This window comes from Mesorhizobium sp. M0152, assembly GCF_040322415.1.
Classification (GTDB): Bacteria; Pseudomonadota; Alphaproteobacteria; order Rhizobiales; family Rhizobiaceae; genus Mesorhizobium.
Genome location: NZ_JAMYTH010000004.1, coordinates 235,918 through 255,708, shown reverse-complemented (window position 1 = coordinate 255,708; position 19,791 = coordinate 235,918). Strand labels below are relative to the sequence as shown.

Below are 19,791 nucleotides of genomic sequence, written 5' to 3'. Positions count from 1 at the left end.
CATAGCGCGGCTTGCCAGCCTCATTCCAGACCGTATGTTGGCGCCCGATAAACCAAGAATTGAGCCAGCCGGTGCGGCTGCGGAAAGTCCATCTCATGAATGTGATTGTTGTCGGTGCCGGCATTGCCGGTCTCTCCACGGCTTGGTCGCTGGTCAAGGCTGGTCACAGCGTTTCCATCGTCGAGCAGGGGCCGATCCCAAATCCGCTGGCCGCCTCGGGCGACCACCACCGCATCATCCGCCGCGCCTACCGGGCGGGAACCGGCTATGGCCGGCTGATCACCGAAGCCTATGAGGCCTGGGACGAGATGTGGGGCGACCTCGGTGAGAACCATCTCGATGCGCGCGGATTTGTGTGCATTTCGCGCGAGCCGGGCGACGAGGCCGAGGAATACCGCGAAGGCCTGGAAGAAGGCAATTTTCCATTCGAACTGTTTGAACCCGACGCCGCAGCCGAGCGCTGGCCTTTCCTGGAGACGAGCACATTCCGCTATGCCTATTTTTCGCCGGAAGGCGGCGCGCTGCATTGCCGCAAGATCGCTTCCGGCCTGGCAGCATGGCTGCGCGCCAACGGCGCCAACGTCTACGAGCACAGCAAGGTGAAGAAGATCGATGCCGAGGCAGGCAATATCGTGCTCGCGTCCGGCGAGACGATGCAGGCCGACCGCATCGTGGTCGCTGCGGGCGCCTGGGTGCTGAAACTGTTTCCCGAACTGGGCGGCGAATTGAAGACATACCGAACCGCGCTCGCCTATGTCGAGCCGCCGGCCGATCTCAAGACGGCCTGGGAGGCCGCGCCCGTTGTTCTCGACGTCGGCGGCAAGACCGACGGCTACGTGATCCCACCCTCCGGCGGCGCCGGTATGAAATTCGGTTCCGGGCTGCACCGCGTATCGACCAGCGACGCCGACTGGAACCGTCAGCCAGTACCGGGCGAGGGCGAGGCGATCCGCAACCTGTTCTCGCCGCCGATCGCCCGCATCGAGGAGTACAGGGTGACGGAGGTCGTCACCTGCGCCTACACCTTCACCGAAGACGAGAAATTCCTCGCCCATGAGAAGGGCAAATGCCTTGTTGTCTCGGCCTGCTCGGGCCATGGCTACAAGTTCGGCGCGGCGGTCGGCCGGCGCGTCGCGGCCGCTATTGGTGACGGCAATGTCGCCGGCCTCAAGAGATGGCTGCGGGCTGAGGTGGCCTAGCGGGCATTCCATGTCAAACACTTCAACGAAGACTAATTTGGCAGACTTAAGATAGCCGCTTCCGCCGTCTTATGTTGATTTTCTCAGTCGCCATGATGGATGCGAATGGGATTGCGGTGACGACCTTGTCTTTACCTGGAGCGCAGACCAATTGGCGCCGTTCAACAGCGAGTACCGCGTTGAAACCCTTTCGCCTGGATTGTTTTTGTTTGGGTCGGATGGCAGTGCGGAGGCCTATGGGTTCGATATTCGTTCAATTGGTATGCCTGTGGTTCGAGTTCCATTCGTCGGCATGAGTTGGAAATTCGCGATTGCCATCGCGAAGGATTTTGACGCTTGGCACAGAACTCTGACACCCCGGCAGGCCAACACTTCCCGCGCCGGAATGCAACTCGCGGAACTGAAACCAGTCTTGCTCGGCGGAGATCCGGTCGATCCTGCCAATAGAGTATGGCTGACACGTGGCCAGCATTTTGAATATGTACGGTTTTGGAATGAGGTTGTTACGCCTGCCAATTCGAAGTCGACACCTCAATTGTGAAGTCCCAGGGATGGGCCGACTGACGGCTGCTGCTCTTATCCTCCGCAATGCCTCGGGATATGCACGCGCCGCCAACCGGACGAACCTTCGCGGACCAGTACGCGCCGCGCCACGGTCCGGTAGGAGGCGGGGACATCGATGATGCGCCTCTGCTCCGGCCGCACCAGGACCTCCTCGGCGATCTCATCGTACTGCGCGGGGATGACGACGCGCCGGGTGCGCTCCGGCTGGATCACAACTGTCTCGGCGATGCGCTCGTAGCGCGCCTTGCGCCAAATTTTGCACAGCACCTTGCGGCCATGGATGACGCGCCATTCCCAGGAATAGCCGCCGTCGTCGACCTGGACCGTGCGGTAGACGGTGCGGGTGACTGCGGGCACGATTTTGTAGCTCAGCTGCGCCGGAACGGTCATCACCACGCGTTCCCGCGTGCCGTAGATGGCAGGGATGTAGTCGACCTGCTGGCCGGGCGGGCTGACCGTCACGTCCTCGTAGACCGTGTCGTAGACATCAGGCGCACGCACGGGTTCATAGCATTCCACGGCGCGGCCGCCAGCGGCGGTTTGCGAAATCGTGCCGAGCAGGGTCAGCCCGGCAATGGTGAAACATGCTGACTTCCCAAGCATGACATCCCCCTGTTTGAACCTAGGCACAAGTTCAACGTTGAATTGTAGGGGAAGCCGTCTCGCAGAAAAGCGGTTTCGGCGCATTTCGTTAAGCGACGCGGTTAAGAAATTGCTACGCAAATCGGCCCCGAGGAGCGGGCGTCCGCCGGTGGAGGCGCTTGCCGAAGCGAATCCTTGTCCAAAAGCTTGATTCGACTTACCCAGATGGCTAGGACGGGTCGGCCTTGCACAAGGATGAGCCGGCATCCTATTTACGCAATAACGATCCAGAACCGATTCTGTCCGAATTGCCTGCCTTCCCGGCGCCGGAATCCCCACCGCGAGATAAGAGATAACTGATGAAGAACCCCGTCGAAACCTACATGAACCTCGTTCCGATGGTGGTCGAACAGACCAATCGCGGCGAGCGGGCCTACGACATTTTCTCGCGCCTCCTCAAGGAGCGCATCATTTTCATCACCGGTCCGGTCGAGGACGGCATGGCGACGCTGGTCTGCGCGCAGCTGCTGTTCCTCGAAGCCGAGAATCCGAAGAAGGAAATCAACCTTTACATCAATTCGCCGGGCGGCGTCGTCACCTCTGGTATGGCGATCTACGACACCATGCAGTTCATCAAGCCGGCCGTGTCGACACTCTGCATCGGCCAGGCAGCCTCGATGGGCTCGCTGCTCCTGACCGCCGGCCACAAGGACATGCGCTTCGCCACGCCGAACGCCCGCATCATGGTTCACCAGCCCTCCGGGGGCTTCCAGGGGCAGGCTTCCGACATCGAGCGCCATGCCCAGGACATCATCAAGCTGAAGCGCCGCCTCAACGAGGTCTACGTCAAGCACACCGGCAAAAGCTACGAAGAGATTGAAAAGACGCTCGACCGTGACCATTTCATGACTGCGGACGAAGCCAGGGATTTCGGCCTCATCGACAAGGTCATTTCGTCGCGCGAGGCGGCCGAAGGGGCACTGGCATAAGGGCTTATCGGCAGTTGGCTGGCGGTATCACGCGCTTTTGGCGCGTCTTGCGGCATTTCGGCCACATTTGGCTGTTCCCTCGACGGTCGGGATTGCCTACGTTAAGGCTATGTTGATTTTCGACGGCTTAGCTTTGTGTGGGGTTGCTGCGAATCATTGCCACGTTTTCTGATTTGTGTTTCGTACGGAATACGTTGCGGGAGCCGGGACACTGGCGGCGGCGGATTCCCGCGATAGATTGAAGTTTGCGCCCTTTCAGCCAGACCATCGGCGGGCGGCCATGAAAGGACATGAAGATGAGCAAGGTCGGCAACAACAGCGGTGATTCCAAGAACACGCTCTATTGCTCGTTTTGCGGCAAGAGCCAGCACGAGGTACGCAAGCTGATCGCCGGTCCGACGGTCTTCATCTGCGACGAGTGCGTCGAGCTGTGCATGGACATCATCCGCGAGGAAAACAAAACCTCGATGGTGAAGTCGCGCGAAGGCGTGCCGACGCCGCAGGAGATCCTCAAGGTTCTCGACGATTATGTCATCGGCCAGCCTTACGCCAAGCGCGTGCTGTCGGTGGCCGTCCACAACCACTACAAGCGCCTTGCCCATGCCGGCAAGAACAACGATGTCGAGTTGGCAAAGTCCAACATCCTGCTGATCGGCCCGACCGGTTGCGGCAAGACCTTGCTCGCGCAGACGCTGGCCCGCATCATCGACGTGCCGTTCACCATGGCTGACGCGACGACGCTGACCGAAGCCGGTTATGTCGGCGAGGATGTCGAGAACATCATCCTGAAGCTGCTCCAGTCGGCCGACTACAACGTCGAGCGGGCCCAGCGCGGCATCGTCTATATCGACGAGATCGACAAGATTTCGCGCAAGTCCGACAATCCCTCGATCACCCGCGATGTGTCGGGCGAGGGCGTGCAGCAGGCGCTGTTGAAGATCATGGAAGGCACCGTGGCCTCCGTGCCGCCGCAGGGCGGCAGGAAGCACCCGCAGCAGGAGTTCCTGCAGGTCGACACCGCCAACATCCTGTTCATCTGCGGCGGCGCTTTCGCCGGGCTGGACAAGATCATCTCGGATCGCGGCCGCAAGACGTCCATCGGCTTCGGCGCCGTCGTCGCTTCGCCAGAGGATCGCCGCACCGGCGACGTCTTCCGCCTGGTCGAGCCCGAGGATCTGCTGAAATTCGGCCTGATCCCAGAATTCGTCGGCCGTCTGCCGGTCCTGGCGACGCTGGAGGACCTCGACGAGCCGGCGCTGATCCAGATCCTGACCGAGCCGAAGAACGCGTTGGTGAAGCAATACCAGCGACTGTTCGAGATGGAGAATGTCGACCTGACCTTCCACGAGAACGCGCTGTCGGCGATCGCCAAGCGCGCCATCGAGCGCAAGACCGGCGCGCGCGGCCTGCGTTCGATCATGGAAGCGATCCTGCTCGACACGATGTTCGAACTGCCGGCGCTCGAAGGCGTGCGCGAGGTGGTGATTTCGGAAGAGGTGGTGACCGGCAGCGCCCGGCCGCTCTACATCTATTCCGAACAGAAGGAAAAGAAGGGCAATGTCAGCGCCTGAGATGGCATCTTTTCCGATATTTTTGTGGAACGGCGCCCCGAGGGCGCCGTTTTGCTGTGAAGGGCATGCAGGCTGGTGACGGAGCTGATATGCGGACCATGTTAACCCTTGATCTTTGGCACGCTTGCATCCACCTAACAGCAGAAGGCCGAGGTGCCCGATTTCTGTGCTGTAAAACTCCCGTCACAAACGGTGGTAGGCGGAACGATCCCCGGTCGTTAATATGAGATTCGCGGTTGGCTGATTGGCGGCCGCGATATGAAAGGTTGGACAATGGCCAAAATATCCAAGGCTCCCAGCGACGGCGTCTTCGCAGTCCTCCCACTGCGCGACATCGTGGTGTTCCCGCACATGATCGTTCCGCTCTTTGTCGGGCGTGAGAAATCGATCAAGGCTCTCGAAGAGGTGATGGGTCAGGAAAAGCAGATCCTGCTTGCCACCCAGATGAATGCCGCCGACGACGACCCCGAGCCTGATGCAATTTTCGACATCGGCACGCTCGCCAATGTGCTGCAATTGCTGAAGCTGCCCGATGGCACCGTCAAGGTTCTGGTCGAAGGCGCTTCGCGCGCGAAAATCACCGCGTTCACCGACCGTCCCGACTTCCACGAAGCCCGCGCTACGGCGCTGGTCGAGCCGGAAGAGGAAGAGGTCGAGGTCGAAGCGCTGGCTCGTTCCGTCGTCACCGACTTCGAGAACTACGTCAAGCTGAACAAGAAGATCTCGCCCGAAGTGGTGGGCGCCGCCAGCCAGATCGACGATTATTCCAAGCTCGCCGATACGGTCGCCTCGCATCTTGCCATCAAGATCCCCGAAAAGCAGGAAATGCTGGCCACGCTCTCGGTCAAGGAGCGGCTGGAAAAGGCGATGGGCTTCATGGAAGCCGAGATCTCCGTCCTGCAGGTGGAGAAGCGCATCCGCTCGCGCGTCAAGCGCCAGATGGAGAAGACGCAGCGCGAATACTACCTCAACGAGCAGATGAAGGCGATCCAGAAGGAACTCGGCGAGGGCGAAGACGGCCGCGACGAGGCCGCCGAGATCGAGGCGCGCATCAAGAAGACCAAGCTCTCCAAGGAGGCCCGCGAAAAGGCGGAAGCCGAATTGAAAAAGCTGCGGACGATGTCGCCGATGTCGGCTGAATCGACCGTGGTGCGCAACTATCTCGATTGGCTGCTGTCGATCCCGTGGGGCAGGAACTCCAAGGTCAAGCAGGACCTGGCCTTCGCGCAGAACGTGCTCGACACCGATCATTTCGGCCTCGACAAGGTCAAGGACCGCATCGTCGAGTATCTTGCCGTGCAAAGCCGCCAGAAGAAGCTGAAGGGGCCGATCCTGTGCCTCGTCGGCCCTCCCGGCGTCGGCAAGACCTCACTCGGCAAGTCGATCGCCAAGGCGACCGGCCGCGAATTCATCCGCATGGCGCTTGGCGGCGTGCGTGACGAAGCCGAGATCCGTGGCCACCGGCGCACCTATATCGGCTCGATGCCCGGCAAGGTCATCCAGTCGATGAAGAAGGCGAAGAAGTCCAATCCGCTCTTCCTGCTCGACGAGATCGACAAGATGGGCCAGGATTTCCGCGGCGATCCGTCGTCGGCGCTGCTCGAGGTGCTCGATCCCGAGCAGAACTCGACGTTCATGGACCACTATCTCGAGGTCGAATACGACCTGTCGAGCGTGATGTTCGTGACGACGGCGAACACGCTGAACATCCCTGCGCCCTTGATGGACCGCATGGAGATCATCCGCATCGCCGGCTACACCGAGGACGAGAAGATCGAAATCGCCAAGCGGCACCTGATGCCGAAGGTGGTCCGCGATCACGCGCTGCAGCCGAAGGAGTTCTCCGTCGGCGAGGACGCGATCCGCGCCATTATCCAGACCTACACCCGTGAAGCGGGCGTCAGAAGCCTGGAGCGCGAGCTGATGAAGCTCGGGCGCAAGGCGGTGACCGAGATCCTGAAGACGAAGAAGAAGACGGTGGACATCACGGCGGCGAACCTCGCCGATTACCTCGGTGTTCCGCGCTTCCGCTTCGGTCAGGTCGAGGCCGACGATCAGGTCGGTGTCGTCACCGGTCTTGCCTGGACGGAAGTCGGCGGCGAGCTGCTGACGGTCGAAGGCGTCATGATGCCCGGCAAGGGCCGCATGACGGTGACCGGCAATTTGCGCGACGTGATGAAGGAATCGATCTCGGCGGCGGCGTCCTATGTCCGCTCCCGCGCCCTTGATTTCGGCATCGAGCCGCCGCTGTTCGACAAGCGCGACATCCATGTCCACGTGCCGGAGGGCGCTACGCCCAAGGATGGACCGTCGGCTGGCGTGGCGATGGCGACCGCGATCATCTCTGTCCTGACCGGCATTCCGATCAAGGCCGATGTCGCGATGACCGGAGAGATCACGCTGCGCGGCAGGGTGCTGCCGATCGGTGGGCTGAAGGAGAAGCTGCTCGCCGCATTGCGCGGCGGCATCAAGAAGGTGCTGATCCCGGAAGACAACGCCAAGGATCTGGCGGATATTCCCGACAACGTGAAGAACGGCATGGAAATCATTCCGGTCGCGCGGGTCGGCGAGGTGTTGCGCCACGCGCTGGTGCGTATGCCGGAGCCGATCGAGTGGGTCGAACCTGTCAATCCTCCGGCCACGACGGACGCCGTGGATGAGGCCGGCAAAACGCTTGCGCATTAAAAATCGCTAAGGTTGCGCCGCACAAACAGAGAGCCGGGCTTCATGCCCGGCTTTTTCATGTGAAAAACCCCGGAATTCCGGGCTTTTTCCGCTTTTTCTCGGGCATTTCGACTTGGTTGTGGAGACGCTTCTTTCTAAAGTCCGTTTCCTGCCGGATGAGTCGTTAGTTCCGGTGTTCTCATGGAAGGGAATTTTTATGAACAAGAACGAATTGGTGTCCGCTGTCGCCGACGCCGCGAGCATCTCGAAGGGTGACGCGCAGTCGGCGGTCGATGCGGTATTCTCCGTCATCACCGGCGAACTGAAGAAGGGCGGCGATGTCCGGCTTGTCGGCTTTGGCAATTTCACCGTGTCACAGCGTGCGGCCTCGACCGGCCGCAATCCTCAGACCGGCGCCGAAGTGAAGATCCCGGCACGCACCGTGCCGAAGTTCTCGGCCGGCAAGGGCCTCAAGGACGCGGTCAACTAAGACCATTTCAGAGTTCAGAAAAGCCGGGCTTGCCCCGGCTTTTCTTTTTTGTGCAGGTGGACTCCGAAGCGGACGGGCTATGCGGTCGGTGCTTCAGGACGCATCAGACCTTCCTTCTTCAGGTCGGCCCAAAGCGCCGCTGGCAGCTTCGCGTCGAGCAGCGATCGGTTGCTCTCGACCTCGCTCGGCCGCTGGCCGCCGGGGATGACCGAGACGACCGACGGATGCAGCAGCGGAAATTGCAGGGCCGCCTCGATCAAACGCACGTGATGGCGTTTGCAGACGCTCTCGATGGCGGCGACCCGGTCGAGGATGTCCTTGGGCGCTTCGGAATAATTGTAGTAGGCGCCGGGCTTCGGCCCCGTCGCCAGTATGCCGGAGTTGTAGGGGCCGCCGAGGACGATGCCGATGCCGCGCGCCTGGCAGAGCGGCAGGAAGGATGTCAGCGCCTCCTGCTCCAGCAGCGTGTAGCGCCCCGCAAGCAGGAACAGGTCGAAGTCGCCGCGCTCGGCCAATGTCTGGGCGACCTGCCATTCGTTGATGCCGCCGCCGAATGCCTTGATGACGCCCTGGTCGCGCAACGCCAGCAGCCCGTAATAGCCCGAGCGCATGAACTCATCGATGCGTCGGTCGGACGCCTCCTTGCTGCCATGGGTGAAGATGTCGACATCGTGCACGAAGAGGATGTCGATGCGGTCGACGCCCAGGCGCTCGAGCGAAGCTTCGAACGAACGCATGACGCCGTCATAGCTGTAGTCGTACACCTCGCGGCGCGACGGCGTGTCGAAGAACTTGCCGATGCCCGTGCGCTCTTCCGGCGGGCAGGCGCGCATGATGCGGCCGACCTTGCTCGACAGCACGTAGTCGTCGTGCTTCTTCGAGCGCAGGAAGGGATTGAGCCGCGTTTCCGACAGGCCAAGCCCGTAGAGCGGCGCGGTGTCGTAGTAGCGGCAGCCGGTCGCCCAGGCCGCTTCCAGCGTGGCATTGGCGTCCTCGTCCGAAACGGCGCGGTAGAGATTGCCGAGCGGCGCGGTGCCGAAGCCGAGCTCCGTAAAGCTGATGCCGCCATTGCCGATGCGGTCGAAATGCCGTGTCTTCATATCTGCCATTCCCGGTTCGATTTGTCCGAGTCGACCCTATCATGCCTGTCGTCCGGCAAAAGCGCCGCGCAGCGTTGGACACGCATTTTCGCGGTTGCTAGCATGAACGAAATCAAGCTGTTCGTGGGAAAATCCCGGGACGATTTCGAGGAAGCTTGCCGTGGGCGATCGGAACGAAAACCTGTTCAACACCGCGCTTAGTGAACTCGGCCGGGTACTGGCGCGCGTGGACGAAAGCCGGATCGACGCCGCTTGCGGGATGCTGGCCGGGGCCGGGCGGATCGTCGTCTATGGCTGCGGCCGCGAAGCCTTGCAGGTCAAGGGTTTTGCCATGCGGCTCTATCATCTCGGCCTGCCGGTCTCGGTGGTCGGCGACATGACCACGCCGCCGCTGGGCAAGGGGGATGTTTTCCTCGTCAGCTCCGGGCCGGGCGAAACCTCGACGGTGCTGACCCTGATGCGGGTTGCCCACGACGCCGGCGCAACCAACCTGCTCTTGACCGCTCAGCCCGAGAGCAGCGCCGCAAGGCACGCCGATTTCACGCTGCTCATCCCGGCGCAAACCATGGCCGACGACCAGGGTTCGCAAAAGACATCGGTGCTGCCGATGGGCTCGGTATTCGAAGGCGCATTGTTCCTGCTGTTCGAAGTGATGGTGCTGAAACTCAAGTCGCTGACCGGCACGTCGCCGGAAGCCATGCGCGCCCGCCACACCAATATGGAATAGTCATGCGCTACGAACTGATGCTGCCCCACCAGATCCGCAAGGCGATCGCCGAGAACTGGCCGGTCGCACTGCCGCTTGGCGTGCTCGAATACCATGGCGAGCACATGGCCGTCGGCATGGACACGCTGGCAGTCGTCAAGATGCTGGAGTTGTTCGAGAAGGAGAGCGACATCGTCATCCTGCCGCCCTTCTACTATGGCGCGGCGAGCTACGCGGTAGCGCCGCCGGAAGGCAGCGGTTCGGTGCAGGTCGGCGGCAATCAACTGGCGCCCTTCGCGGAGGAACTGTTCTACAGTCTGCTGCGCATCGGCTTTCGCAACATCCATGCCATCGTCCATCACCAGACCGAGAACTTCGCCGCCGGCATGCCGACCGATCTCGCCTTCAAGACCGCCGGCCGCCAGGCGATCTTCCGCTTCCTGGAAAAGCAGCGCGGCGAAGGCTGGTGGGGATCTGACACCATGGCCGACTACTATGCCGGCCACGCCGCGGGTGAAAACTTCTTCAACTGGGTGCAGGTGCATCCGCTGATGCCGGCGGCGATGAACGGCAAGTACCCGTTCGACCATGCCGGCATCGGCGAGACATCCTTGATGCTGGCGCTGTGCCCGGAGGCCGTCGATGGCGCCCGCTTCGCCGACAATACGAGCTGGTACACGGCGAGCGCCAGGGATGCCTCTGCGGAACTCGGTCACCAGGGTGTCGCCATGATCATGGAGCACCTGCGCGCGATATTGTCCCGCTAACGGAGCGCAGTGCTCCATTGCCGGTATTGCAGCCGCCGAAGCTGCCAATCTCCCCGCAAGTGGGGGAGATGGCCGGTCCACCCTCCGCAGCAGCTGCGGAGGACGGGCAGGACAGAGGGGGGCGCTGTCCCGCTGGCAAGACTGTTCACCCTCAGTGCCTGCGATGACGACGCTGCGAGCGCCGTCCCGCCCTACTTCACCGCTCCCGCGGTCATGCCCATGATGAGGTAGCGTTCCAGCGCGATGCCGATGACCGCCAGCGGTGCTATCGCCGCGGTGGCGAGGGCAGCCATCGACCACCAGTTGATGCCTTGCGAGCCGGTCTGGCTCGCCACCATGACAGGGATCGTCTTGGCGTCGGTCGAGGTCAGCAGGGCGGCGAAGAAATACTCGTTCCAGCACAGCACCATCGCCAGAATGAAGGCGGCGACCATGCCCGGCAGCGCGATCGGCATGACGATGCGAAAGAACGCGCCCCAGATCGACAGGCCGTCGACGAGCGCCGCTTCCTCGAGCTCGACCGGGATCGAGTTGAACTGGTCGCGCATGATCCAGATGACGATCGGCAGCACCATCAGCGTGTAGAGCAGGATCAGCCCGATGCGGGTGTCGAGCAGCCCGACTTCGCGGTAGAGCACCAGGAAGGGCAGGGCCAATACCACTGGCGGCAGGATGAGCTGCGACAGGAAGAAGAACGAGATGTCCTCGTTCTTGAACCAGGCGAAGTGGTAGCGATAGCGGGTGAGGCCGTAGGCCGCCAGGCTGCCGATGATGATGGCCAGGCTCGATGCGCCAACCGAGGTGATGACCGAATTCATGAACCGCTTGAAAAACTCGTCGCGCACCGTGGAGGTCTGGGAGATCGAATCCGGCGACAGGCCGAGCGACCGCCAGCCCTTCCAGTCCGGCTGGAAATCGACGAAGGGGATCAGATGGCCCTGGGTGACGTCTACCGCCGATTTGAACGAGGTGGTTATCGTCCAGTAGATCGGAAACAGGCAGACGAAGGCCCAGAACACCAGCGCGCCATAGATGAAGACGCGGCTGGCGAGGAAGCTCGCCGGCGAGCGGATCTCGGAAACGGTATAGTCGGTGGTCTGGACGCTCATGATTCCGGAAGCTCAGTTGACGTTGCGCACGAAGCGGTTTGCGACCTTCAGCAGCCAGGTGACGAACACCACGATGATGACCAGATAGGCCATCGCCAGCATGGTGCCGTAGCCGACATTCGAGCGGTCGCGGTATTCGCGGTAGATGAAGCTGGAGACGGAATCGGTGGCACCGCCGGGGCCGCCCGAGGTGACCGTTATGATGATGTCGGCAAGCTTCAGCTTGAAGATGATGCGCAGGATCACCGCCGTTACCGAGACCGGCAGCATCAGCGGAAACGTGACCTGCCAGAAAGTCTGCCACGCCGTGGCGCCGTCGACGCGCGCCGCCTCCAGCACTTCGCGCGACATTGCCTGAAGGCCGGCGAGCAGCATGATCATCATGAACGGAATGAACGTCCAGGCGTCGAGTATCATGATCGAGATGCGGGCGATGATCGGGTCGCTGAAGAAGGCGGGATTTTCCCACCCGAGATGGCGCGCCAGCGTCGCGGCAGGCCCGAAACGGTATTCCATAAGCGATTTGCCGATCATCCACGACACCGCGACCGGCGACAGCATCAGCGGCATCAGGAAGACCACGCGGAAGAATTTACGCGCCCGGATCTGCGCGTTGAGCAGCAGCGCCAGCCCGAAGGCGATGATATATTCGACCAGCACCGCCAGCACGTAGAGCACCATGTTGAACAGCGCATTGCGGTAGTAGGGATCGCCCAGCATCTGCCAGAAATTGTCGAGCCCGTTGAACTTGCGGCCCGCGAACGAACTCAGGTTCCAGTCGGTGAGCGCGATGTAGAAACCGAACAAGGTCGGGAAGATCACCATGGCGATGGTGAACAGCAGCGCCGGCAGCAGGAACAGCGCGCGCTGGCCGTCCTCGCCGCGCGTCAGCACCTGGCCGATGCCCAGCGCCACGCCCCACAGCACGTAGGCATAGACGACGGGGCGCCATGTCTCGAAGCCGATCGTATCGACCTCGCTCTTGTAGAGGATCTGAACCAGGATCGTTGCCAGGAGCCCGAGGGTCGCCGCTGCCATCAGGCCCCAACCGAGGCGCTTGCGGCCAGGCGGGATCAGATCGATCGGTGCGGAATTTGCCGGCCACGCATTCGTGGTCGAAGTCTGGTCAGCCACGCCTCTCGCCTCTTCTGCGCAAAAACCGGCGGGAGCCGGTCAAAACACGGCCCGGCGACGACGTGTCGCCGGGCCGCGATCCTATCATGGGCCTGCCTACAAGCCGAGCGAGGCCTTATAGAGCTTGACCTGGTTGTCGCGGCCGATCTGGTCGGTCAGCTTCTCCCAGGCCGCGGCGATGGCGTCGGCGCCTTCCTGCGCTTTCATCTTGCCGGCGAAGGTGTTGGCCAGGATGTCCTCGGCGGCGGAATAGTACTGGAAGATGCCGGGGATGCGTGGCTCGATCGCCGCGTTGGGATGGTTGTAGCTGTCGCCTTCCGACTTGAGGTACGAGGTGATGAACGCCTCGTCGTAGCCGGCCGCCACCCATTCGGGAATGTCGAAATGCGAGTTGCGGTAGGGCTGGAAGCCCGACGGATACATTGCCGTCCAGATCGACAGGTCCTTGCCGCCGAGATGGGCGGCGGCGGACCATGCCGCCTTCTTCTTCTTCTCGTCCGCATCGACGCGGGCCATGACATAGACGCCCCAGCCGAGATAGGCGCAGTTCGGCGCGTAGTTCGGCCCGCTGGCGAGCTTGTCCCACTGGCCGGTCTTGGAATTGTAGACATCGTCCGAGCCCGGCAGGATCGAGAAGCCGGTGACGTCGCCGATGACGGACGAGTCATTGGTCTTGACGTTCGAACCGACGTCGCCCCACCAGGTGACCATGGAACCGGTGCCGGCCAGGAACTGCTGGAAGGCGGTCGTGTTGGGGTCGGCGTTGATCTGGTCGGCGGGTTCGGACGGCAGCGCGTCGATGACGTCCTGGATGGCACGCACCCAGGCCGGATTGTTGACGCGCGGCTTCATCGTGTCGGCGTCGAACAGCCAGGCCTTGTCGTCGGGGTGCTTGGCATAGGCGGTGGCGCGGCTGCCGAGGAAGTAGAAGCCGAAGCCGCCCCAGGGTTTTGGCGCGTCGAGATAGCCGTAGACATCCTGGCCCTTGACCTGCTTGCCCTTGAGGAACTTGGTGACCGCCTGGACCTGCTGCCAGGTCTTCGGCACGCCCCATTCGCTTGTCTCCCCGCCGTCCTTCCAGGCCTTGGCGAGATCGGCATCGGCGAACACGTCGGTGCGGTAGTTGAAGTTGTGCGCGTCGCCGTCGACGGTCACGCGATATTGCTTGCCGTTCCATGTGCCGACGGGCGGCTTGAGATAATTGACCAGATCGTCGAAATCGATCTGGGTCTTGACCCAGTCGGGCATCTCGGATGTCAGGCCCTTGCCGCAGACATCGCCTTCGAACGGCGCGCCCATCTCGATGATGTCGAAATCGACGGTGCCGGTGGCGATCGACTGCTGCAGGCGGGCATTGTAGTCGGCCTGCGCCAGGTCGATCCAGTTGATCTTGGCGCCGGTATAGGTCTCCCACGGCTTCAGGAAGCCACGGAACAGCACGTTGTGCAGGTTCTGGTTGTTCAACCCCATGAAGGTCAGTTCGACGCCTGCGAACTCGCCTTCCTTGACGTTGGCCTTGGTTGCTTCGAGGCAGAGTTCGCCGACCTTCTGGAAGTCGGCATCCGTCGGCTGGCCTTTGCCGACACCGGGGATCTGCAGGATCTTCGAGCGCAGCTCGCTGGCGGCGGACGCTGGACGCGTCAACGCGCCAAGCCCGGCGCCGGACGCGGCGGCAATCGCGGCCATGCTGGCCGCGCCCTTCAATATGTCACGCCGGGTCGCTCCCGCACGGATCATTTTTTCGTAAAGACCGACTCTCATCTACCATTCCTCCCAACAGCCATGAATTGAATTGCCAATCTCTCGGACGCCGAAACGTCAGCGGTCTCCTTCGATAATAGAGGACGTGGGACCCCACCCTGCGTCGCCTGGAGTTCCGTTTTCCGGATGAGGTCCGGCATTCGGATCAGCGACCGTCACTATTCTCGCAACGGGATGGCGTGTCAACGAGGATGGATTTTTATCTATAAGGGACCGACTTGCCCTTGCCGTTCGCGTTGGCTAGCTTCACCGCAACGAAAGGGGGGGCAATGGCTCAAGTCGCGATCAGCAATGTGGCCAAGGCGTTCGGAACCGTGAAGGTTCTGCACGAAGTCAGCGTCGACATCGCCGACGGTCAGTTCGTGGTGCTGGTTGGCCCGTCGGGCTGCGGCAAGTCCACGCTGCTCAGAATGGTGGCCGGGCTGGAGACCGTCTCCGGCGGCACGATCGCCATCGGTGACCGCGTCGTCAACCATTTGCCGCCGGCCAAGCGCGACATCGCCATGGTGTTCCAGAACTACGCGCTCTATCCGCACAAGACGGTCGAGCAGAACATGGCTTTTGCCCTCAAGCTGCGCAAAACCGATCCGGCCGTGGTTGCCGAGCGGGTCAAGCGCGCCGCCGACATTCTCGATCTCGCCCCATATCTCAAACGCTATCCCCGGCAGCTCTCGGGCGGCCAGCGCCAGCGCGTGGCCATGGGCCGCGCCATCGTGCGCAACCCGCAGGTGTTCCTGTTCGATGAGCCGCTCTCTAATCTCGACGCCAAGCTGCGCGTGCAGATGCGCACCGAGATCAAGGAACTGCACCAGCGGCTGAAGACCACCACCATCTACGTCACCCATGACCAGATCGAGGCCATGACCATGGCCGACAAGATCGTGGTCATGCGCGATGGCCGCATCGAACAGGTCGGCGCGCCGCTGGAGCTGTTCGACCGGCCCGCCAATCTTTTCGTCGCTGGTTTCATCGGCTCGCCTTCGATGAACCTGCTCAAGGGAGTTATGCGCAAGGGCGGCGTCGATATCGCCGGAACGCTATTCCCGGTCGCTCCCAACAGCGCGGTTGAGGAGGGGCGTGGCGTCGTCTATGGCGTGCGCCCGGAACATCTCGAGATCCATCCCGATGGCGTGCCGGCGAAGATTTCGGTGGTCGAGCCGACCGGGTCGGAAACGCTGGTCTTCCTGCGTTTTGGCGACGGCGAGATGGTGGCGCTGTTCCGCGAGCGCCACGACTTCAAGCCCGGCGATACGCTCACGCTCCGGCCAAGGCTCGACCACATCCACCTCTTCGATGCCGAGACCGGCAAGCGTCTCTGATCTCAAACGGACTTCACGAGGAATATCATGCTCAAAGGGATCGATCCTCTGCTTAATGCCGACGTGCTCCAGGCATTGCGGGCGATGGGCCACGGCGACGACCTGATCATCGCCGACACCAACTTCCCGTCCGATTCGGTGGCGCGCCAGACGGCGCTTGGCCGCCTGTTGCGCATCGATGCGCCGGCGGCCGATGTGGTCAAGGCGGTGCTGTCGCTTTACCCGCTGGACACGTTCGTCGATGATTCCGCGGCGCGCATGGAGATCGTCGGCAAGCCGGACGAGATACCGGCCGTGCAGAAGGAAGTGCAGAAGGAGATCGATGCGGCCGAGGGCAAGTCCTGGCCGATGCTGCCGGTCGAGCGCTACGCCTTCTACGAACGCGCCAAGCAGGCCTATTGTGTCATCCAGACCGGCGAGCGCCGCTTCTATGGTTGCTTCGCCTTCCGCAAGGGCGTCGTGCCGCCGGACGCGGAGTAAGGGTGTGGCCTCGGGCAAGCCGACAATGATGAAGCCTGTTGTGATATTGGGCGTCTTCGTCGCCGACACCGCCTACAGGGCGCAGCGGCAGCCGCGCATGGGCGAGACCATTCTCGGCAATTCCTTCAAGCTCGGCCCCGGCGGCAAAGGGTCGAACCAGGCGGTCGCCGCCGGCAAGCTGGGCGCCGACGTCACGTTCCTCACCCGCCTCGGCGTCGATCCCTTCGCCGACATGGCGAGGCAGACCTGGGCGCAGGCAGGCGTCAAGGACGCCGTCATCGACACGCCGGACAGTTATACCGGCGCGGCTTACATCTTCGTCGAGGAGGGGAGCGGCAACAACGCCATCATCGTCAGCCCGGGTGCCGCCATGCTGATCTCACCCGAAGACATCGAAGCCAATGCCGAGCTGATCCGCACCGCCGGCGTCTTCGTCACGCAGCTCGAACAGCCGATCGATGCGGCGCTGCGGGCGCTGGAGATCGCGCGCGGGGCAGGGGTGACGACCATCCTCAACCCGGCTCCGGCGGCCACGCTGCCCGACCGCATCTACACACTGTGCGACTACCTCACGCCCAACGAGACGGAGGCTGAGGAATTGACCGGAATGAAGGTCTCCTCGGTCGACGATGCCCGCGCTGCCGCCGACAAGCTGCTTGAAAACGGCGTCGGCACCGTCATCGTCACGCTCGGCGACAAGGGCGCGCTTTTGCACACGAAGAATCGCTCCGAGCATGTCCCGGCCATCAGTGCGGGACCGGTGGTCGAAACGACAGGCGCCGGCGATGCCTTCAATGGCGGTTTTGCCGCGGCACTTTCGCGAGGCGTAGAGCCGCTGCAAGCGGTGCGCTTCGCCTGCGCCGTTGCTGGCATTTCGGTGACCCGGCCAGGCACAGCGCCGTCCATGCCGACGCTGCAAGAGGTCGAGGCGCTGCTGGCAAGGGCTTGATGGGGAAGAAGTCGATCTCGACTTCTAATGGACCTGAGTTACCTCAGGCCTCGTGCAAGGAAGATTTTTTGACAATAACGTCGACATTTCCCTGAAGCCAAGGGATTGTATCCCTTGAGAGAAATGGCGCGAGTGACGGGGCTCGAACCCGCGACCTCCGGCGTGACAGGCCGGCACTCTAACCAACTGAGCTACACCCGCGCATTGACGAGCACGTGTCAGCCGTGTTCGTCGTTGGGCCGGTGGATAAGGGGTTCGCCACCGGGTGTCAAGCGCACGAAACCATCATAACGGCAAACTGGAGAAGGTTTTTTGACAGCCGGCGTTTTGTCGGCAAAACCGGCCTGCAAACAGGACGTCGCCTGTTCATTTAGCCTTGCGAAGCCGGTTCCGACCGCTTAAAGGTCCGGCCCGGAGCGGGCGATTAGCTCAGTTGGTAGAGCGCTTCGTTTACACCGAAGATGTCGGCGGTTCGAGCCCGTCATCGCCCACCATTCCAGCCCCACATTCCAACAATCGCCCAGACACGGAAGCCGAGTCACCCGGCGACGCGGAGCCGTGATCAAGGCGGCACCATCCGAAAATCGTTACCTTCGGGCAGCAACTGCCCGCCATCGACGACGATCGTCGTGCCGGTGATGTAGCTGGCATCGTCGGAGGCCAGGAACAGGAAGGCATTGGCCACGTCGCGCGGGCTGCCGAGGCGGCCGAGCGGAATGGAGTCTTCCATGTTCTTGATGTAGGCGGCGCCGCGATGCAGCTCGATCGCTTCGGTCAGGATGTTGCCGGGTTCGACCCCATTGACGGTGATGCCGTAGCCGGAGAATTCCAGCGCCGCCGAACGGATGAAGCCGTTTATGCCAGCCTTGGTCGCTGCGTAGTGCCCGTGCCCCGGGCTGGTGACGTGCGGGCCGGTGATGGAGGAGGTGTAGAGCATGCGGCCGAAGCGCTGCGCCTTCATCGGCACCAGGGCGGCGCGGGTGGCGTTGAAGGTGCCGCGCAGATTGACGGCCATGACGCGATCCCAGTCGTCCGGACTGGTGTTTTCGATGAGTTGCCAGGGATAGATGCCGGCATTCTGCACGATGATGTCGAGGCGGCCGTAGCGGGCCAGCGCCAGCGCCACGGCGGCCTCGGCGTCGGCCATCAGCGAGATGTCGGTGCGGATGAAAGGAGAGCCGAGTTCGTCAGCGGTCGCCTGCCCGGCTTCAACCTCCGTGTCGGCGAGCACCAGCCTTGCCCCTTCTTCGGCGAAGCGCAGAGCGATGCCCTTGCCGATGCCACGCGCGCCGCCGACGATCAGCGCGACCTTGTCTTGTAGCCGGTTGGTCATGCGAGCCGTCCTGTCATGCGAGCCGTTGGCGAATGGTTTGCTTGAACGCGTCGAGCAGCACCGCAGCCAGCACCAGCAGGCCATGGATGACCTGGGTGAAGTTGGCGGGCAGGCCCATCAGGTTGATCGCCGTGTTGATGGCCGACAGCAAAAGCACGCCGGCATAGACGCCGGGCAGGGTGCCGACACCACCTTTCAGGCTGACACCGCCGATGACGACAGCGGCGAAGGCGTTGAACAAAAGGCCGACACCGAGATTTGCTGTGGCGCCCGAGGTGCGGATCGCCAGCAACCAGCCGGCGAGGCCGGCGATGGCGCCGGCGAGCACAAAGGCGATGACCAGATTGCGGTTCACCCGGATGCCGGCGCGGAAGGTCGCGGTCTCGTTGCCGCCGATCATGACGAGATGCCGGCCAAACGGCGTCTTGGCCATGATCAGCGAAAAGACCACGAAACAGGCGATGGCGATCCATGCGGTGAGCGGCAGGCCGATCAGCCGCTGGATGCCGAACCAGCGGATGGCCGGCGCCAGATCCTGCGCCGAGCGGCCGCCCGAAATGACCAGCACCAGGCCACGCACCCAGATGTAGGACGCCAGCGTGATGATGAAGGCGCTCATCTTGACCTTGACGACCAGGAACCCGTTGAACGCGCCGATGAGGCCGCCGACGGCCAGTGCAACGAGCAGCGACACCGGAACCATCAGCCATTCCGGATGCAGCTGCACGCCCATGCCGATGCCCGACGAGCAGAACAGGATGCCGACAGCCATGGCGCTGAGCGCCGCCACCGATTCGACCGACAGGTCCATGTGGCCGGCAATGATGACCAGCGCCAGGCCGATGGACATGACGCCCAGCACGCTGGAAGCCTCGATGATGTTGGCGAAGATGCCGAGCTGGAAATAGTTGGGAATGAATAGCGAGAACATCACCAGCACGAAGACCAGCATGAACCAGACGAGATTGTCGAGAATGAACTCAAGGGCGTGGCGCGTGCGGGGATTCATGGGCTGGTCCGGCTGGCCGCATGCCCCCGAAATTGGTTGGATCTCGGAAAGGAACATGCGCGGAT

Annotated in this window: 17 protein-coding genes, 2 tRNA genes and 1 pseudogene; 12 read left to right on the top strand and 8 right to left on the bottom strand. The window is 62.4% G+C overall.

The genetic code is table 11. The features are described 5' to 3' along the window. Positions 1-95 precede the first annotated feature (95 nt). Positions 96-1,199 carry an NAD(P)/FAD-dependent oxidoreductase gene (locus NKJ26_RS06750; protein ID WP_352694655.1) on the top strand — a complete coding sequence of 368 codons (1,104 nt, stop codon included), beginning with the start codon at positions 96-98 and terminating at the stop codon, positions 1,197-1,199. A gap of 67 nt (positions 1,200-1,266) precedes the next feature. After that, positions 1,267-1,740: pseudogene (locus NKJ26_RS06745) on the top strand (SMI1/KNR4 family protein); the annotation flags it as partial. A gap of 35 nt (positions 1,741-1,775) precedes the next feature. On the opposite strand, the gene NKJ26_RS06740 reads toward NKJ26_RS06745, so the two are convergent. Further along, the gene (locus NKJ26_RS06740) at positions 1,776-2,366 is read right to left on the bottom strand and encodes a hypothetical protein (RefSeq protein ID WP_352694652.1); all 591 of its coding nucleotides are present in this window, start codon (positions 2,364-2,366) and stop codon (positions 1,776-1,778) included. 338 nt (positions 2,367-2,704) lie between these two features. Here NKJ26_RS06740 and clpP point away from each other — a divergent pair, with 338 nt between their 5' ends. From clpP to NKJ26_RS06720, 4 genes are all read left to right on the top strand, one after another. Further along, positions 2,705-3,334, top strand: coding sequence for an ATP-dependent Clp endopeptidase proteolytic subunit ClpP (clpP, locus tag NKJ26_RS06735; RefSeq protein WP_013895939.1), 630 nt, complete (start codon positions 2,705-2,707; stop codon positions 3,332-3,334). A gap of 296 nt (positions 3,335-3,630) precedes the next feature. Beyond that, positions 3,631-4,905 (top strand): ATP-dependent Clp protease ATP-binding subunit ClpX, encoded by a 1,275-nt coding sequence (clpX, locus tag NKJ26_RS06730; protein WP_013532190.1) that lies wholly within the window; start codon positions 3,631-3,633, stop codon positions 4,903-4,905. Positions 4,906-5,178: 273 nt separating this feature from the next. After that, entirely contained in the window at positions 5,179-7,590 is a 2,412-nt protein-coding gene (lon, locus tag NKJ26_RS06725) for an endopeptidase La (protein WP_352602459.1), read from the top strand. 196 nt (positions 7,591-7,786) lie between these two features. Further along, positions 7,787-8,059 (top strand): HU family DNA-binding protein, encoded by a 273-nt coding sequence (locus tag NKJ26_RS06720; protein WP_023674657.1) that lies wholly within the window; start codon positions 7,787-7,789, stop codon positions 8,057-8,059. Positions 8,060-8,136: 77 nt separating this feature from the next. Here the strand turns inward: NKJ26_RS06720 and NKJ26_RS06715 are convergent, their stop codons facing one another. Beyond that, positions 8,137-9,159, bottom strand: coding sequence for an aldo/keto reductase (locus NKJ26_RS06715; protein ID WP_352602457.1), 1,023 nt, complete (start codon positions 9,157-9,159; stop codon positions 8,137-8,139). A 160-nt stretch (positions 9,160-9,319) separates the two neighbouring features. Between NKJ26_RS06715 and hxlB the strand changes: the two genes are divergently transcribed. Together hxlB and NKJ26_RS06705 are read left to right on the top strand one after the other, a co-directional pair. After that, entirely contained in the window at positions 9,320-9,886 is a 567-nt protein-coding gene (hxlB, locus tag NKJ26_RS06710) for a 6-phospho-3-hexuloisomerase (RefSeq protein WP_352694649.1), read from the top strand. A gap of 2 nt (positions 9,887-9,888) precedes the next feature. Then, entirely contained in the window at positions 9,889-10,632 is a 744-nt protein-coding gene (locus tag NKJ26_RS06705) for a creatininase family protein (RefSeq protein WP_352694647.1), read from the top strand. 191 nt (positions 10,633-10,823) lie between these two features. Here NKJ26_RS06705 and NKJ26_RS06700 read toward each other — a convergent pair whose 3' ends face one another. The 3 genes from NKJ26_RS06700 to NKJ26_RS06690 all read right to left on the bottom strand — a co-directional run bounded on the left by NKJ26_RS06700 (position 10,824) and on the right by NKJ26_RS06690 (position 14,636). Next, entirely contained in the window at positions 10,824-11,741 is a 918-nt protein-coding gene (locus NKJ26_RS06700) for a carbohydrate ABC transporter permease (RefSeq protein WP_352602452.1), read from the bottom strand. Between the two features lie 12 nt (positions 11,742-11,753). Beyond that, positions 11,754-12,875 carry a carbohydrate ABC transporter permease gene (locus NKJ26_RS06695; RefSeq protein WP_352694645.1) on the bottom strand — a complete coding sequence of 374 codons (1,122 nt, stop codon included), beginning with the start codon at positions 12,873-12,875 and terminating at the stop codon, positions 11,754-11,756. Between the two features lie 96 nt (positions 12,876-12,971). Further along, on the bottom strand, positions 12,972-14,636 hold the full coding sequence (locus NKJ26_RS06690; protein WP_352694643.1) for an ABC transporter substrate-binding protein: 1,665 nt from the start codon (positions 14,634-14,636) through the stop codon (positions 12,972-12,974). Between the two features lie 269 nt (positions 14,637-14,905). Between NKJ26_RS06690 and NKJ26_RS06685 the strand changes: the two genes are divergently transcribed. Genes NKJ26_RS06685 through rbsK form a run of 3 tightly spaced genes read left to right on the top strand, consistent with a single transcriptional unit; the run spans position 14,906 to position 17,384 of the window. Beyond that, positions 14,906-15,955, top strand: coding sequence for an ABC transporter ATP-binding protein (locus tag NKJ26_RS06685; RefSeq protein WP_352694641.1), 1,050 nt, complete (start codon positions 14,906-14,908; stop codon positions 15,953-15,955). Between the two features lie 27 nt (positions 15,956-15,982). Beyond that, positions 15,983-16,435, top strand: a complete 453-nt coding sequence (locus NKJ26_RS06680; RefSeq protein ID WP_352694639.1) for an RbsD/FucU family protein — start codon at positions 15,983-15,985, stop codon at positions 16,433-16,435. Between the two features lie 28 nt (positions 16,436-16,463). Further along, positions 16,464-17,384, top strand: coding sequence for a ribokinase (rbsK, locus tag NKJ26_RS06675; protein ID WP_352694711.1), 921 nt, complete (start codon positions 16,464-16,466; stop codon positions 17,382-17,384). 124 nt (positions 17,385-17,508) lie between these two features. On the opposite strand, the gene NKJ26_RS06670 is transcribed toward rbsK, so the two are convergent. Further along, positions 17,509-17,585, bottom strand: a tRNA-Asp gene (locus NKJ26_RS06670). 217 nt (positions 17,586-17,802) lie between these two features. Between NKJ26_RS06670 and NKJ26_RS06665 the strand changes: the two genes are divergently transcribed. Continuing rightward, positions 17,803-17,878 (top strand) — tRNA-Val (locus NKJ26_RS06665). Positions 17,879-17,946: 68 nt separating this feature from the next. On the opposite strand, the gene NKJ26_RS06660 is transcribed toward NKJ26_RS06665, so the two are convergent. Further along, positions 17,947-18,717 carry an SDR family oxidoreductase gene (locus tag NKJ26_RS06660; RefSeq protein ID WP_352694637.1) on the bottom strand — a complete coding sequence of 257 codons (771 nt, stop codon included), beginning with the start codon at positions 18,715-18,717 and terminating at the stop codon, positions 17,947-17,949. 13 nt (positions 18,718-18,730) lie between these two features. Beyond that, on the bottom strand, positions 18,731-19,726 hold the full coding sequence (locus tag NKJ26_RS06655; RefSeq protein ID WP_352694635.1) for an ABC transporter permease: 996 nt from the start codon (positions 19,724-19,726) through the stop codon (positions 18,731-18,733). Positions 19,727-19,791: the final 65 nt, after the last annotated feature.

Bases quoted from the DNA above. Each gene is read 5' to 3' on its own strand.
- NKJ26_RS06750 (WP_352694655.1), top strand. From the start codon at position 96: ATGAATGTGATTGTTGTCGGTGCCGGCATTGCCGGTCTCTCCACGGCT.
- NKJ26_RS06740 (WP_352694652.1), bottom strand. From the start codon at position 2,366: ATGCTTGGGAAGTCAGCATGTTTCACCATTGCCGGGCTGACCCTGCTC.
- clpP (WP_013895939.1), top strand. From the start codon at position 2,705: ATGAAGAACCCCGTCGAAACCTACATGAACCTCGTTCCGATGGTGGTC.
- clpX (WP_013532190.1), top strand. From the start codon at position 3,631: ATGAGCAAGGTCGGCAACAACAGCGGTGATTCCAAGAACACGCTCTAT.
- lon (WP_352602459.1), top strand. From the start codon at position 5,179: ATGGCCAAAATATCCAAGGCTCCCAGCGACGGCGTCTTCGCAGTCCTC.
- NKJ26_RS06720 (WP_023674657.1), top strand. From the start codon at position 7,787: ATGAACAAGAACGAATTGGTGTCCGCTGTCGCCGACGCCGCGAGCATC.
- NKJ26_RS06715 (WP_352602457.1), bottom strand. From the start codon at position 9,159: ATGAAGACACGGCATTTCGACCGCATCGGCAATGGCGGCATCAGCTTT.
- NKJ26_RS06705 (WP_352694647.1), top strand. From the start codon at position 9,889: ATGCGCTACGAACTGATGCTGCCCCACCAGATCCGCAAGGCGATCGCC.
- NKJ26_RS06700 (WP_352602452.1), bottom strand. From the start codon at position 11,741: ATGAGCGTCCAGACCACCGACTATACCGTTTCCGAGATCCGCTCGCCG.
- NKJ26_RS06690 (WP_352694643.1), bottom strand. From the start codon at position 14,636: ATGAGAGTCGGTCTTTACGAAAAAATGATCCGTGCGGGAGCGACCCGG.
- NKJ26_RS06685 (WP_352694641.1), top strand. From the start codon at position 14,906: ATGGCTCAAGTCGCGATCAGCAATGTGGCCAAGGCGTTCGGAACCGTG.
- NKJ26_RS06680 (WP_352694639.1), top strand. From the start codon at position 15,983: ATGCTCAAAGGGATCGATCCTCTGCTTAATGCCGACGTGCTCCAGGCA.
- rbsK (WP_352694711.1), top strand. From the start codon at position 16,464: ATGAAGCCTGTTGTGATATTGGGCGTCTTCGTCGCCGACACCGCCTAC.
- NKJ26_RS06660 (WP_352694637.1), bottom strand. From the start codon at position 18,717: ATGACCAACCGGCTACAAGACAAGGTCGCGCTGATCGTCGGCGGCGCG.
- NKJ26_RS06655 (WP_352694635.1), bottom strand. From the start codon at position 19,726: ATGAATCCCCGCACGCGCCACGCCCTTGAGTTCATTCTCGACAATCTC.